Source organism: Glycomyces xiaoerkulensis (assembly GCF_002798405.1).
GTDB classification, from domain to species: domain Bacteria; phylum Actinomycetota; class Actinomycetes; order Mycobacteriales; family Micromonosporaceae; genus Glycomyces; species Glycomyces xiaoerkulensis.
Map to the genome: position 1 here is coordinate 430,639 of NZ_PGGV01000037.1, position 12,519 is coordinate 443,157.

The 12,519-nt window shown below is 70.6% G+C and carries 16 protein-coding genes; 8 read left to right on the plus strand and 8 right to left on the minus strand.

Annotated elements, in window-relative coordinates:
• Positions 1-13: 13 nt before the first annotated feature.
• From CUT39_RS18285 to CUT39_RS18295, 3 genes are all read right to left on the minus strand, one after another.
• Positions 14-1,048: an aminotransferase class I/II-fold pyridoxal phosphate-dependent enzyme gene (locus CUT39_RS18285; RefSeq protein WP_100448874.1), complete on the minus strand. Its 1,035-nt coding sequence runs from the start codon at positions 1,046-1,048 to the stop codon at positions 14-16.
• Between the two features lie 430 nt (positions 1,049-1,478).
• A complete protein-coding gene (locus tag CUT39_RS18290; protein ID WP_100448875.1) occupies positions 1,479-2,054 on the minus strand; it encodes a hypothetical protein in 576 nt (191 codons plus the stop codon).
• 189 nt (positions 2,055-2,243) lie between these two features.
• On the minus strand, positions 2,244-2,912 hold the full coding sequence (locus CUT39_RS18295; protein WP_100448876.1) for an OB-fold-containig protein: 669 nt from the start codon (positions 2,910-2,912) through the stop codon (positions 2,244-2,246).
• 196 nt (positions 2,913-3,108) lie between these two features.
• Here CUT39_RS18295 and CUT39_RS18300 point away from each other — a divergent pair, with 196 nt between their 5' ends.
• The 3 genes from CUT39_RS18300 to CUT39_RS20545 all read left to right on the plus strand — a co-directional run bounded on the left by CUT39_RS18300 (position 3,109) and on the right by CUT39_RS20545 (position 6,606).
• Positions 3,109-5,487, plus strand: coding sequence for an FtsK/SpoIIIE domain-containing protein (locus tag CUT39_RS18300; RefSeq protein ID WP_100448877.1), 2,379 nt, complete (start codon positions 3,109-3,111; stop codon positions 5,485-5,487).
• Positions 5,484-6,110 (plus strand): hypothetical protein, encoded by a 627-nt coding sequence (locus CUT39_RS18305; protein ID WP_100448878.1) that lies wholly within the window; start codon positions 5,484-5,486, stop codon positions 6,108-6,110. Before CUT39_RS18300 ends, CUT39_RS18305 begins: the two co-directional genes overlap by 4 nt.
• Positions 6,111-6,465: 355 nt before the next feature.
• On the plus strand, positions 6,466-6,606 hold the full coding sequence (locus CUT39_RS20545; protein WP_157930811.1) for a hypothetical protein: 141 nt from the start codon (positions 6,466-6,468) through the stop codon (positions 6,604-6,606).
• Here CUT39_RS20545 and CUT39_RS18310 read toward each other — a convergent pair.
• Both CUT39_RS18310 and CUT39_RS18315 read right to left on the minus strand, forming a co-directional pair.
• Entirely contained in the window at positions 6,599-7,036 is a 438-nt protein-coding gene (locus tag CUT39_RS18310; protein ID WP_100448879.1) for a hypothetical protein, read from the minus strand. The genes CUT39_RS20545 and CUT39_RS18310 overlap by 8 nt on opposite strands.
• Positions 7,023-7,394 (minus strand): hypothetical protein, encoded by a 372-nt coding sequence (locus tag CUT39_RS18315; protein WP_157930812.1) that lies wholly within the window; start codon positions 7,392-7,394, stop codon positions 7,023-7,025. The genes CUT39_RS18310 and CUT39_RS18315 overlap by 14 nt, the downstream gene beginning before the upstream one ends.
• A 52-nt stretch (positions 7,395-7,446) precedes the next feature.
• Between CUT39_RS18315 and moaC the strand changes: the two genes are divergently transcribed.
• Genes moaC through CUT39_RS18335 form a run of 4 tightly spaced genes read left to right on the plus strand, consistent with a single transcriptional unit; the run spans position 7,447 to position 9,966 of the window.
• Positions 7,447-7,914, plus strand: a complete 468-nt coding sequence (moaC, locus tag CUT39_RS18320) for a cyclic pyranopterin monophosphate synthase MoaC (protein WP_100448881.1) — start codon at positions 7,447-7,449, stop codon at positions 7,912-7,914.
• Complete coding sequence (locus CUT39_RS18325) at positions 7,911-8,399, plus strand: MogA/MoaB family molybdenum cofactor biosynthesis protein (protein ID WP_100448882.1); 489 nt, start codon at positions 7,911-7,913, stop codon at positions 8,397-8,399. The genes moaC and CUT39_RS18325 overlap by 4 nt, the downstream gene beginning before the upstream one ends.
• Positions 8,399-9,553: a molybdopterin molybdotransferase MoeA gene (locus CUT39_RS18330; protein ID WP_100448883.1), complete on the plus strand. Its 1,155-nt coding sequence runs from the start codon at positions 8,399-8,401 to the stop codon at positions 9,551-9,553. The genes CUT39_RS18325 and CUT39_RS18330 overlap by 1 nt, the downstream gene beginning before the upstream one ends.
• A complete protein-coding gene (locus tag CUT39_RS18335) occupies positions 9,553-9,966 on the plus strand; it encodes a molybdenum cofactor biosynthesis protein MoaE (protein ID WP_100448884.1) in 414 nt (137 codons plus the stop codon). The genes CUT39_RS18330 and CUT39_RS18335 overlap by 1 nt, the downstream gene beginning before the upstream one ends.
• Here the strand turns inward: CUT39_RS18335 and CUT39_RS18340 are convergent.
• Complete coding sequence (locus CUT39_RS18340; RefSeq protein ID WP_100448885.1) at positions 9,953-10,585, minus strand: copper resistance CopC family protein; 633 nt, start codon at positions 10,583-10,585, stop codon at positions 9,953-9,955. The two genes, CUT39_RS18335 and CUT39_RS18340, sit on opposite strands and share 14 nt — an antisense overlap.
• A 173-nt stretch (positions 10,586-10,758) precedes the next feature.
• On the opposite strand from CUT39_RS18340, the gene CUT39_RS18345 reads away from it, so the two are divergent.
• Positions 10,759-11,751, plus strand: coding sequence for a Gfo/Idh/MocA family protein (locus CUT39_RS18345; protein ID WP_100448886.1), 993 nt, complete (start codon positions 10,759-10,761; stop codon positions 11,749-11,751).
• Between the two features lie 56 nt (positions 11,752-11,807).
• On the opposite strand, the gene CUT39_RS18350 is transcribed toward CUT39_RS18345, so the two are convergent.
• Together CUT39_RS18350 and CUT39_RS18355 are read right to left on the minus strand one after the other, a co-directional pair.
• The gene (locus tag CUT39_RS18350) at positions 11,808-12,215 is read right to left on the minus strand and encodes a YbaB/EbfC family nucleoid-associated protein (RefSeq protein WP_100448887.1); all 408 of its coding nucleotides are present in this window, start codon (positions 12,213-12,215) and stop codon (positions 11,808-11,810) included.
• On the minus strand, positions 12,212-12,505 hold the full coding sequence (locus tag CUT39_RS18355; RefSeq protein ID WP_100448888.1) for a YbaB/EbfC family nucleoid-associated protein: 294 nt from the start codon (positions 12,503-12,505) through the stop codon (positions 12,212-12,214). The genes CUT39_RS18350 and CUT39_RS18355 overlap by 4 nt, the downstream gene beginning before the upstream one ends.
• Positions 12,506-12,519: the final 14 nt, after the last annotated feature.

Sequence of the window (12,519 nt, forward strand, 5' to 3'; positions counted from 1 at the left end):
CTTTCCGGAGGTGCTAGATCGTTTCGAGAGCCCGTGCGAACGCCGCGAGTTCGTCTTCGATGGGAGTGGTGATGCGCAGGCCCGACACCCGTCCCGGCTCGGCGCCGTTGAAGGCCCGGACCACGAATCCGAGGTCGAGCAGCCGCTTGTGGATCGTGGAGGGGTCGTCGGCGGGCACGAATCGGTAGTGGACGGGGGCGCCGGCGAGGACCCCCAGAGGCGAGGCCTCCAGTGCCGCCTGCATCCCCTCGGCCTGCCGCAGCAGTCGCTCCCTGGTCTGGGCGGCCCATTCGGCCTCCGACAGCGCCGCCTGGGCGATGATCGAGTCGAGCAGCGACAGCGGCCAGGTGAGCTTCTCGTCCTCGAGGGCCGCGAGCAGTCGGCGGTTCCGCGTGCACAGCACCCCGGTCCGGATGCCGGCGACTCCGAACAGCTTCGTCGGCGACTGGAGGACCACGGCGTTGGGCAGGTCGAATCCCACCAGCGAGGAGTCGTGGTGCGGGCTGAAGACCAGGTACGACTCGTCGACGATGAGGGTCGAGTCGGGGCGGCTCCTGCACAGATCGGCCAGCTCGGCGGTCGGAACGTAGGTCCCCAGCGGGTTGTTCGGGTTGGAGAGGATGACGAACCGGTGGCCCGACATGGCCGAGGCGAGCGCCGACAGCCGGGTCGACGGCGACTCCTCCTCCGGTGCCGGCCCCGCGACGTGGTTGGGGAAGGCGGCGATGATGTCGGTGTAGTCGGGCGTCACCGCCGCGGTCGCGTTCGCCGGAAGAATCCTGGACAGCGTCCAGATGAATTCGGTGATGCCGCGCCCGGCGACGAGGTGTTCCTCCGGCACGCCGAGATGACGCGAATAGGCCGCGATGAAGCCCTCTTCGGCGCCGAAGGGATGGGCGGCCAGATCGGAGAATTCGAATTCCCGCACCACTCGCGCCGTCGCGGGCGGGGGGCCGTATCGGTTGACGCAGGTACTGAGATCGACGTAGTCATTCGCGCTCTGCAGATGGCGCAGGTCGCCACCCTGCCTTTGGAGCGGTGAGTGCATCGGTGGTGGCCCTTCAGCCTTGCCAATTTTCCTGGCGTTCGCTTTCTAGTCACCTCAGCGTAACGGTTCCTACCACTAGTGGGAGCGCACCCTCGGTTAGCCCAAAATCTGAGATGGACAGTCTTTTCACGCTATTGGATAGCACTGAAGTGGTTATTGCAATTGGAGTGACATCGCGATCGGACCGCCAGTGGTTCACGATCGGCGATCGGAGGCGGGTGCGATTCCCGTTGCTTCCGGTGACGCTGCGACACCGCCGTCTACGGGTGGCTGCGGAGACGGGCGTGGAGTGGCACGGGCGCAGAAACATGAATGCCCCGGGCCCAGTGGACCCGGGGCATTCACGGTCGCGCCGATTCGCGGCTCGCGAACGTCGAGTGCGACGCTCGCGGTCCGCCGACCGATGCGGCCGCTCGGATGTTCGTCGACGCTACTTCTTGGCGCCGCTCATGCCGAAGATCGACTTGATGCGGGCCATGAAGCCCGGCTTGGGCGAGTGGGCCGGAGCCTCCTCGGCACCGGATTCCTCCGCCGTCGCCTCGGCCGCGTCGGTCTCGGACTCCTTCTCGACCTTGGGCGCCTCGGCCTGGGACGGAACGGCCCGCTCCGGCTCGGACTCGGGCTCGGCGGCCGGCTCGGGTTCGGACTCCTTCTCGGCCTCGGCGGCCGGTTCGGGCGCCGGTTCCGGTTCGGCCTCGGCGGCCGGCTCCGGCTCGGCTTCCTTTTCGGGCTCGGCCTCGGCGGCCGGCTCGGGGGTGTCGCCGCCGGCGAGCAGGTCCTTGAGTTCGGCCAGCTTGAGGACGGGCACTCCGGCCTCCTCGGCCTTCTTGATACGCGGCTCGGAGGGCTTCACCGTGTCGTCGACGACCAGGTGGGTCACGGTCTTGGTGAACTTCGCGGCTACCGAGACGTCGTCATCGCCGTCGGCGATGCTGCGGGCCTCTTCGGCCTCAGGGCCAGTGCCCAGGACGATAATCCGGATCTTCGCTCCCGTCTTCGTCGGCACGGGGACCTCCCTTATTCGATGGTTAGCGGCTACAGGGGCACAACGGGCTTAAAGTCACGCTGACCGTAGCCTACCGTCCGGCCCGAACGGCCCTGACGAGCGGAGAGGATCCGACCGGCGCGTCTACCGGGTTCTTTGGCGGAGCGCCGATTCCACCGGCCCGGTCGGGAGCCGCCGCGCGGCCGCCGGTCAGCGCCCGCGCATCTCCAGATCGGGAGGCATGGCGACCGGCACCACGAGGAAGACCTCCTCGTCCTCGTCGAAATCGAAGATGACCAGCTTCGAATGGCGCCCGAACAGCTCGTCCTCGATCCCCGGAGGTTCGTGCGGCGACCGGCGCACGTTGAGCAGATGCACCGTCCCGTCGTCCTCGGTCAGCTCCGCCTGGCCGGCGGCGGTGGTGACCGTCGACGTGCGGACCACGCAGACCTTGCCGATCAGGTCCCGGTGAGCGGTGGCCGGAGCCTCGGCGAAGACCTTCGACAGCGGCCTCGACAGCAGCTTCGCGCCCAGCATGCCGACCCCGATCCCCGCCACGAGCGTGGCCACCCCCGAGATCGTCCCGGGGACGGCGACCTCCTCGGCGTTGCGGATCCAAGTCGTGCCGAGCACCGTCACTATCCAGCCCAAGGTGATCCACAGTGACAACACCACCGTGAACGGAACCGCCCCGAACCCGAACGCCGACCAGATCGAACCGCCCGCCTCCACCTCGGCGTCGGAGTCGGTGCCGAAGTCGACGATGTCGACGTCCAACGCTCCCAAGATGACCGTCAACCAGTAGAGCACCACCAACAGCAGACCGAACGAGAACACGATCGGAGGGAAGGATAGGGCTATGTCGAGGAACTCGCTCATGGGTCGGTCCTTGTCTTCCGCTCGCGCGGGCGCAGGCGGGAGCGGCGGCGGACGGGCGGCACACTCCGGGCGGGACGGATTCGGGTCTGCGTCTAGGTTAATGCACGCGGCCGCGTGCCGGTAGGTTGCTCTCGAGCGACTATCCTGTGACCGATGGAACAGCCCCGTCCGCGGGGGCGAGCCAAGAGGAGGTCCGGTGCCCGGTTTCCGCTCCGCGCTGGCGAGCGCGGCCGCAGGCTGCGACCTGGCCTCCGTCCGGCTCGAGGCCGCCCGGCGGCGGCTCGGGGCCGCCGCGTTCGAGACCCCAGTGGACCCGGCCGTCCTGGAGGCCGAGCGGCGGATCGCCGAGGCGGCCGAGGGCTCGGCCGCCCACCTGCGGGACGACCCCGAACTGCTGCACGCCGGATCCGTGATCCTCCACGAAGGACGGCGTTTCCCGCTGCTGGTGCCGTTCGGCTCGCGCGGCCACCTGGCCACCGGAGCCGATGCCCGCGCCGACGGGGTCGCGGCACTGGTCAGGGCCGCGATCCTGCACACGCTGGCGCACCGCGAACCCGGTGAGGTGCGGGTGGCCGGGATCGACGTGGCCACGCTCGGGGCGACGTTCGCCCCGCTGCGCCCCCTCACCGACGCCGGGGTCATCGAGCAGGTCGCGACCGACGCGCGGGGCGCCGCCGAAGTCGTCGCCGCCGCCGAGGCGCAGGTCGCCGACAGCATCGCCGGCCGCCGCACCGACCGGCTCCTGCTGGCGATCGCCTCCCTCGGCGAAGCCTCCCGGCCCCTGGTCGAGCGGGTCTACGCGCTGGCCCGCTCGGGGCTGGCGCACGGGGTGACCGTGCTGGGTGCGGGCCTGGACGAACTCCCGCAGGCGACGGTCATGCACCAGGTCGGCGACCACGTCGCGGTCGCCAATCCGCCGTCGGCGCCGATCTCGCGCGGGGAGCGGCTGGCGGTGCCGGCGGCCTGGCCCGAGCCCGCCGACCCGTCGTTCCTGGCCGGCGAGGCCGCGCGGCTTGCCGAGCGGGCGAAGGAGGCGGCGACGCTGACCTTCGACGACCTCATCCCGGACGTGCCGCTGTCGGAGGATCCCGCGAACGGCCTGGAGGTCCTCATCGGACGCGACGGGGCCGGGGAGGTGCGGCTGCGCTTCGACGACGCGACCCCGCACTGGATGGTCGGCGGCCGCACCGGCGGCGGCAAGACGGTGTTCCTGCTCGACGTCCTCTACGGCCTCGCCTCGCGCTACGCGCCGTCCGACCTGGCGCTGTTCCTGCTGGACTTCAAGGAGGGGGTGTCGTTCACCGAGTTCATCCCCACCGCCCGCGACGACACGTTCATCCCCCATGCCAGGGCCGTCGGCGTCGAGTCCGACCGCGAGTACGGCCTGGCGGTGCTGCGGAGCCTGAGCCGGGAGCTCACCGAGCGCTCGACGGTGATGAAGCGCCACGGCGTGTCCTCGTTCGCCGAGCTGCGCCGCCACGAGTCGTATCCGCGGATCGTGTGCGTGGCCGACGAGTTCCAGGTGCTGCTGGCCGGCAACGACCGGATCGCCGCCGAGGCGGTGGCGGTGCTGGAGAACCTGGCGCGCAAGGGCCGCTCCTACGGGGTGCACCTGGTGCTGGCCAGCCAGACGATCTCGGGCATCGAGGCGCTGTGGACCAAGAAGGACTCGATCTTCGGGCAGTTCCCGATGCGGGTGGCGCTGCCGGGCGCGAAGGCGATCCTCGAGGTCGGCAACGATGCCGCCGCCCGCATCTCGCTGGGGCAGGTGGTGCTCAATCCCGAGGGCGGGGCGAAGGGGGCCGACCGGACCGCGCGCTTCCCCGACGCCGACTCCGAGGTGATGGGGCGACTGCGCGAGCAGTTGCGCGGCGCGCACGCCGATTTCGGGCCGCCGCGCGTGTTCTACGGCTACCGGCCGGTCCACCTGGCCGAGACGCTGCCCGGCGAGCGGCGCCCGGGGCGGGCGCTGCTGGGCCGGGAGGTCTCGCTGCACCTCGAGGCGGCCGGGGTCGACCTGGACCGGCGGCCGGGCCGCCACCTGGCGGTCCTCGGATCCGACGCCGCCGGCGGGGAGGCCCTCGAGGCCGCCGCCGCGAGCCTGTCCCACCACTCCGCGCCGGGGCGGCGACTGTGGGCAGTGGACTTCACCGGCCACGCGAAAGTACAGGATATATCCTATAGGATCGCGCCGGAAGAGTTCACCGCGAAGCTCGCCGAGGTTCCCGACGACACCGTCGTCCTCGCCTGGGGCCTGGACGCGGCCGGGCTCGACCGCGCCGGGCAGCACGCGCTGCGCGAGCTGCTGCGCAACGGCCCCGCCCGCGGCGTCCACCTGCTGGCCTGGTGGCGGATCTACCGCCGTTTCCTCGACGACATCGGCGGCACCGCCGGACGCGAGGACGTGGCCTGCTCGCTGATCCTCGACCTCCCCGGCTCCGAACTGGTCGCCCACTTCGGGCAGCAGTTCCAGCACTGGAACCCCCGCCCGGGCCGGGCGCTGCTGGTCGACCGCCACTCCGACCCCGGCTCGGGCCGCCTCATCGTGCCCTTCACCAGAGAGGAACAGGCGTGAGCGCCTTCGACGACTACCTCGGCCAGGTGCGCCGACTCGACGAGGTCCGCCGGAACGCCGACGAGGCCGCCGCCCGCAGCGCCTCCCGGACCGAATCGCTCGGCCAGCGCGTCGACCGGCTCTCCGAGCAGGCGGCGGCCCAGCGCAGCCGGGTCGACGAGCTCGCCCGCGCCGCCCGCGTCGATCCCCCGCCGCGTACGAGCGCGCAGCCGCTCGACGGCGACCCGGCCGTCGAGATCGACGCGGCCGAAGCCGACCTGCGCACGTCCGCGACCGAGCTCGAGGAGGCCCGGTTCCTGGCCCACCGGCCGCCCTGGCTGCCGAAATGGCGCGGCGACGAGCGCAACGGCCTGGTCTACGGCCTGTTCGCCCTGGCCGCGCTCGTCGTCCAACTGGTCGTCCTGCGCACGGTCAAGGCCGACGACCTGACCGGTGCGATCGTCCTGGCGGGGGTCCTGATCGCCTGCCCGCTGCTGGCGTTCGCACTGGGCTGGCTCACCATCGGGGTGACCTCGCGGCCGCGCATCGGCGACCAGGAGGAGCGGCTCGAACGCAATTTCCGGCTGGGGCTGGTGCTGTGCGGGTCGACGCTGGTCGTCTCCTGCTTCGGGTTCTTCAGCTGACCGTTCTGTCGCAAACCTGACAGTGTCGGCGACCGACGGCGGACTGTCACTGGTCCGGTGTTCGAACCAGCGCTCATAGTTTCCTGGGCGTGCCGACGTACCAACACGAGCTGCCATTGCGGCTGCTGCAGGAAAACCCGAAATTCGCCGAGGAACTGTACTGCGGGATGCTCGGCCGGCGGCTGCCCGAACACACCCTCGTCAGGTCCGGCTCGGAGGCGATGACCAGGGGCGAGAACCCCGTCGAGCGCAACTGCGACGGCCTACAGGGACGACCTCTTCGAAGCGAAGTTCAAGGAGGGCGAAGCCTGGGGGCGAGGCCAGAGGGGAGGCCCGAGGCGAAGCCAAGGCGATCTTGCGCATCCTCGCATTCCGAAAGGTCGCCGTCGACGAGCTCTCCCGCAGCCGGATCGAATCGTGCCTCGACACCGAGCAGTTGGAGCGCTGGCTCGGCAACGCCATGACCGCCGAACACATCGAAGACCTCTTCAAGTGAAGCCTCCGCCGTGGGCGGCGGTCCGGTCGGACCGCCGCTTCAGCAGGTAGACCAGGCCGATCACCGGCAGCACCAGCGGCACGTAGCCGTAGCCCGAACCGAAGTGCGACCAGACCGACGCCTCGGGGAACCACTCGGTCACCGCGAAACTCAGCGCGCCGACGCCGACCACCCCGACCAGCTCCACCACGACGGCCGCCATGGCCGTCCGGGCCGCGCCCCTGATGATCGCCACGGCCGCCAACAGGTAGATCAAGGCGGCCAGCGCGCTGAGCGAAAAACTGACCGGCGCCTCGTCGAACTTCGTCACCACCTGGAAGACCGCGCGGACCCCGGCCGAGACGGCGAACACTACGTAGACCAGGACAACCAGGCGGCCGAAGCCGGACGACAGGGCCCGCGCAGCGGCCGGAGCCTCAGGCGACGACATCGATCCGGAACTCCCAGATCTGGTGGACCCGCAGCATCAGCGCGGCGACCACGAGGCAGGAGGCGGCGACCGTCCCGATACCCCAGCGGCTGCGGTCGATCGAGCCCCAGAACAGGGCCGCCACCGGCACCAGCAGCGCGGTCACCAGGTAGGAGAAGAACAGCGCCTTGCCCTCGCCGCCCGCACCGGGCACGAGCACCAAGGCCGCAATGAGCTGCGCGAGCAGCACGGCCTCCAGGACTCCGACGCCGACGACATTGGCGATGCCGACCCGCCTGCTCCGGGCGGTGTCGGCGAAGAACCACACCGCCAGCGCCAGCGCGGCCGCCTGCGCCGAGAGATAGAGCCATTCGATCACGCCGTTCACGCTAGCCCAGGCGCGAAGCGGCGCCGCGGCTAGACTTCGGGGCATGGCTGACCTCACGCACGTCGACCCGAGCGGCGCGGCCCGCATGGTCGACGTCTCCGAGAAGGACGTATCGGCTCGCAGCGCGGTGGCGACCGGGCGGCTGCTCACCACCGGCGAGGTGGTGGCCGCGCTGCGGGAGAACTCGCTGGCGAAGGGCGACGCGCTCGCCACTGCCCGGATCGCCGGAATCATGGGCGCCAAGAAGACCCCGGACCTGGTGCCGCTGTGCCATCCGATCGGCATCAGCGGCGTCAGCGTCGACCTGACCGTCACCGACGAGGGGGTCGACATCGCCGCGAGGGTCAGGACCGCCGACAGGACCGGCGTCGAGATGGAGGCCCTCACCGCGGTGTCGGTGGCCGGGCTTACGTTGGTGGACATGGTCAAGGCGGTCGACCCGGCCGCGCGGATCACCGACGTCCGCGTCGAGGAGAAGACGGGGGGCAAGACCGGAGAATGGCACCGATGAAGCTGCGGGCCCGCGTCATCGTCGCGTCCAACCGGGCCGCATCGGGAGTCTACGAGGACGCCTCCGGGCCGATCCTGGTCGACGGGCTGCGCGAAGCCGGCCTGGAGGTCGAAGCACCGGTGGTGGTGCACGACGGCGCGCCGGTCGAGTCCGCCCTGCACCGGGCGGTCGGCGACGGGCTCGACCTGGTGGTCACCTCCGGCGGCACCGGCCTGACCTCCACCGACCTCACACCCGAGATGACCAGCCGCGTCGTCGAATTCGAAGTCCCGGGCATCGCCGAGGCCGTCCGCGCCGCCGGGCTCGCGAAGACCCCGCTCGCCGCCCTCTCGCGCGGCATCTGCGGCGTCAAGAACCGGACGCTCATCCTCAACCTCGCCGGCTCGACCGGCGCCGCCAAGGACGCGCTCACCGTGCTCACCCCGGACCTGATCGAGCACGCGATCTCCCAGATGCACGACGGCGACCACGAAAGGAGCCGCTGATGCAGCCGGCCACGCCCACCGGATGGCCCGAGGCCCGCGAGACCGCCTGGCGGGCCGGGTTCGACGCCCGCGGCGAGGCCGCCGAACTCACCTTCGACGAGGCCGCCGGGTCGGCGCTGGCGGCTCCGCTCCTCGCCGCCTCCGACCTGCCGGCCTTTCCCACCTCGGCCGTGGACGGCTGGGCGGTGGCCGGGCCCGGGCCGTGGCGCACGGGCGCCTCGGTGCTCGCCGGGACGGTCCCCGAGCCGCTGCAGCCGGGCGAGGCGGTCAAGATCGCCACCGGCGCGCAGGTCCCCGACGGCTGCGACGGCATCATCCGGCTCGAACACGCCACCGTCGACGGCGAGTCGGTGGACGGCAGCCCGAAACGCGAATGGCGCGGCACCGGCGAAGAGGCCGCCGCCGGCGAAGAGCTGCTGCCGGCCGGCACCCCGATCACCGCGCCGGTGATCGGGCTCGCGGCCGCCGCCGGGCGCACCGCCCTCACCGCTCACCGGCGCCCGGTCGCCCGCACCGTCGTCTTCGGCGACGAGCTGCTGACCAGCGGCGTCTCCCGCGAGGGAAGGGTGCGCGATTCCCTGGGGCCGATGATCCCCCGGATGCTCGCCGGCGGCCTCGAGGCCATCGGGCCGGTGGCCGACACCCTCGACGACCACGTCCGGGCGCTGCGCACCGCCACCGCCGACGCCGAGGTCACCTGCACCACCGGCGGCACCATGGTCGGCCCCGTCGACCACCTGCACCCCGCGCTCGCGCGGATCGGCGCCTCCTATGTGCTCAACACGGTGGCCGTGCGGCCGGGTTTCCCGATGCTGCTGGCACGCACCGACGAGGGACGCTTCATCGCCGGGCTCCCGGGAAACCCGCAGTCGGCGGTGATCGCCGTGGCCACGCTCGTGGTCCCGCTGCTGGCGGGGCTCCGCGGCCTGCCGCCGCCCGAGACGCGAGCGATCACACTGGCCGAAGACGTCCCCGGTCGCGGCGACTGCACGCACCTGGCTCTGGTCGACCGGGCCGGCAACCGGCTGGCCCACCACGGCTCGTCGATGCTGCGGGGACTGGCGCTCGCCGCCGGTTTCGCGGTGATCGGGCCGGGAAGCGAAGGCAAGGCCGGCGAGACCGTCCCGCTGGTACCCGTTCCGGGGGTGAGCTGATGATCCGCACGAGGATCTCCGAGACCGCGCTCGACGCGGCCGAACACGAGCGGGCGGTCTCGCTCGGGGTAGCCGGCGCGGTGGTGTCGTTCTCGGGCAACGTCCGCGACCACGACCACGGGCGCGGCGTCAAGGCCCTCTCCTACGAGGGGCACCCCTCGGCCGAGTCGATCCTGCGGGAGGTGGCCGAAGGCATCGCGGCCCGGCCGGGCGTGCACGGCGTGGCCGTGTCGCACCGGATCGGGGATTTGGCGATAGGCGATGCCGCGCTGGTCGCCGCCGTCTCGGCCGAGCATCGGCGGGAGGCCTTCGAGGCCTGCGCCGACCTGGTCGACGAGGCGAAGGCCAGGTTGCCGATCTGGAAGCACCAGTTCTTCACCGACGGCGGCGACGAGTGGGTCAACTGTCCTTAGTCCGGCGGCGTCCCAGGAGTTTCACCAGCAGGACGGCGCCGAGGGCGACGACCAGGGCCACCAGCAGGACCGTTGCGAGCACGGTGCCGGTGTCGGACTCCGAGGCCCCCTCGGCGGGCTCTTCGGCGTCGATCGCCACGGGCGTCTCGCCGTCGGCCTCGGCCGGCGGGTCCGGTTGCGGATCGTCGTCCTCCGGCTCGGTTTCCCCGGCGCCGTCCGCGAAGAGCCCCACGGGGATCTCCCCGACGGTGAAGGTGAACGAGTCGTCGACGCGGTGGCCGTCCTCTGAGATCACCCGGAAGGCGACGGTGTACTGGCCGGCGACGGTGTAGCGCATGGGCTGGGTGAAGGTGTCGCCGTCGAAGGCGGCCGCTTCGAGTTCGACCTCCTCGCCTTCGGGGCCGGTGACGGCTATCTCGGTCGAGGGGCCGTCGAGCCGCTCGGAGAAGGTGACCGAGATCGATTCGGGGGCCACGTCGAGGTTCGCGCCGTCCTCGGGGTCGGTGCCGACCACGCCGGCGTGTGCCGACGCGGGGGAGGCCGCGGTCAAGGCGAGCGCCGCGCCGCAGGCGGCGGCCACGAGCGCTCGGACGGTTCGTGTGAGAGAAGCTTGCGACATTTCGCCATGGTGCCACAATTGCGCTGGTTCCCGATCGAGAGCGGTATCACACCCCCGTCGCAGGTCACAGGCATCCGGCTATAATTCACGTGTCAGACATCCCATGTATTGCCGGGGCCGCGAGATTCACCCCCGTGTTGACGATCGCCGGAAGTTGTGGTGTGCTTACGCCCATGGTTGAACCGATCCGATGGGGAATCCTGGCGACCGGCAACATTGCATCGACCTATGTAGAAGATCTTGCCTTGCTCGACGATTGCCAAGTCACCGCCGTGGCGTCGAGATCATCCGAGCGAGCCGCTGCTTTTGCCGAGAAGTTCGACATCCCCCACGCCTGGGATTCCGTCCAGGCCCTTGCACAAGACGATGAAGTCGACATCGTCTACGTCGCTACCCCTCATTCCCACCACTACATTCCCACCATTCAACTGCTCGAGGCCGGTAAGCACGTACTGTGCGAGAAAGCGTTTGCGTACAATGCGAGCCAGGCCAAGACCATGTTCAACGTCGCTCGCGAGCACCAGCGGTTCCTCATGGAAGCAATGTGGACACGCTGCAACCCCGCGATCCGGGAGATGCGCCGGGCCATCCGGGAGGGCATGATCGGCGACGTCATCGCCGTGCACGCCAACTTCGCCCTCCACGGCGACTTCCCACCCGAGCACCGCCTGCGCAACCCCGAACTCGCCGGCGGGGCGCTGCTGGACCTGGGCATCTACCCGATCACGCTGGCCCACCTGGTGCTCGGCGTCCCCGATTCGATCAGCGCCGAATCGATGATGTCGCCCGAGGGCGTCGACGAGTACACCGCGGTCACCATGCGCTACCCGAGAGCGATCGCACAGCTCTCGTGCTCGTTCATCGGCGGGGCGTCGAACACGGCCACCATCTCCGGAACCAAGGGCCGGATCGAACTGCAGGGCCTCCTCCACCGGCCCAGCGGATACACGCTGACGCGCTATGACGAGCAGCCCCGCGAATTCGAGGCGCCGTACGTGGGCAACGGCTACGTGCACGAAGCCCTGGAGGTCCACCGGGCACTGAGGCAGGACCGGCTGGAATCGACGCTCGTGCCGCCCTCGTCCACGATCGAGGTCATGGAGATCCTCGACGAGGTGCGGGGCCAGATCAAGCTCCACTACCCGGGCGAGACCCGCCCGCTCTGAACGACGGGAACGGCCCGCTCCGGCGCGGCGTCGCCGGGGCGGACCGTTCCGTTGCTTCAGCGGCCGTCGAGGTTGTCGCGGGCGCGGTCGCGCATATCCTGCGGCATGTAGCGGTCCATGATGGCCGACACGTCCACCTTGTCCCCGGCCAGGGACTGGGCCATCTCGGCCATCCGCAGCCCGTAGGTGGCCGACGCCTCGCGGATCAGTTCGACGATGGTGTTCCCGAGTGTCTGGCGCTGCCGCATCGCGGCCTCGTCGATGCCGACCTCGTCCACCCGGCCGTTGGCGTCCAGCTTGACGCGGACCAGCCCGTCCTCGGAGAACACCTCGACGGCGTCCGCGCCGAGCTCGGAATTCATCTCGTCGAACCGCCGGAGCGTCTCCTCCGCCTCCGACTGCATCCGTTGCAGGCGTTCCAGCATCTCATTGGGGTCCGGCGGGCCCTCTCCGCGCTCGGTCATCGCTGCTCCTCCTCGTCGCCGCCGAGGACGGCCCCCAGAATGCGGCCCGCCTGATCGGACATGTCCCGGTCGGCGTTCTCGGTGGCGGTCTTGATCGTCTGGGTGACGACTTCCCCCAGTTCGACGCCGCTCATCTGGAATGCACTCAACCGCAGATCGAGCTCCTTGACGGCACCGCCGGGTCCGGCCACGACCCGGACGGCACCGTCCTCAGAGACCGACTCGGTCTCTGATTCGACCGCCAGGCGCTGCACCTCCGCGATCTTGTCGCGCATGTCTTCGTCGGGCACCGGGTCACGCTCCT

Excerpts from the sequence above, each read along its gene's own strand:
- CUT39_RS18285 (WP_100448874.1), bottom strand. The coding sequence starts at position 1,048 with ATGCACTCACCGCTCCAAAGGCAGGGTGGCGACCTGCGCCATCTGCAG.
- CUT39_RS18295 (WP_100448876.1), bottom strand. The coding sequence starts at position 2,912 with ATGAGCGAGTTCCTCGACATAGCCCTATCCTTCCCTCCGATCGTGTTC.
- CUT39_RS18310 (WP_100448879.1), bottom strand. The coding sequence starts at position 7,036 with ATGTCGTCGCCTGAGGCTCCGGCCGCTGCGCGGGCCCTGTCGTCCGGC.
- moaC (WP_100448881.1), top strand. The coding sequence starts at position 7,447 with ATGGCTGACCTCACGCACGTCGACCCGAGCGGCGCGGCCCGCATGGTC.
- CUT39_RS18325 (WP_100448882.1), top strand. The coding sequence starts at position 7,911 with ATGAAGCTGCGGGCCCGCGTCATCGTCGCGTCCAACCGGGCCGCATCG.
- CUT39_RS18330 (WP_100448883.1), top strand. The coding sequence starts at position 8,399 with ATGCAGCCGGCCACGCCCACCGGATGGCCCGAGGCCCGCGAGACCGCC.
- CUT39_RS18335 (WP_100448884.1), top strand. The coding sequence starts at position 9,553 with ATGATCCGCACGAGGATCTCCGAGACCGCGCTCGACGCGGCCGAACAC.
- CUT39_RS18340 (WP_100448885.1), bottom strand. The coding sequence starts at position 10,585 with ATGTCGCAAGCTTCTCTCACACGAACCGTCCGAGCGCTCGTGGCCGCC.
- CUT39_RS18345 (WP_100448886.1), top strand. The coding sequence starts at position 10,759 with ATGGTTGAACCGATCCGATGGGGAATCCTGGCGACCGGCAACATTGCA.
- CUT39_RS18350 (WP_100448887.1), bottom strand. The coding sequence starts at position 12,215 with ATGACCGAGCGCGGAGAGGGCCCGCCGGACCCCAATGAGATGCTGGAA.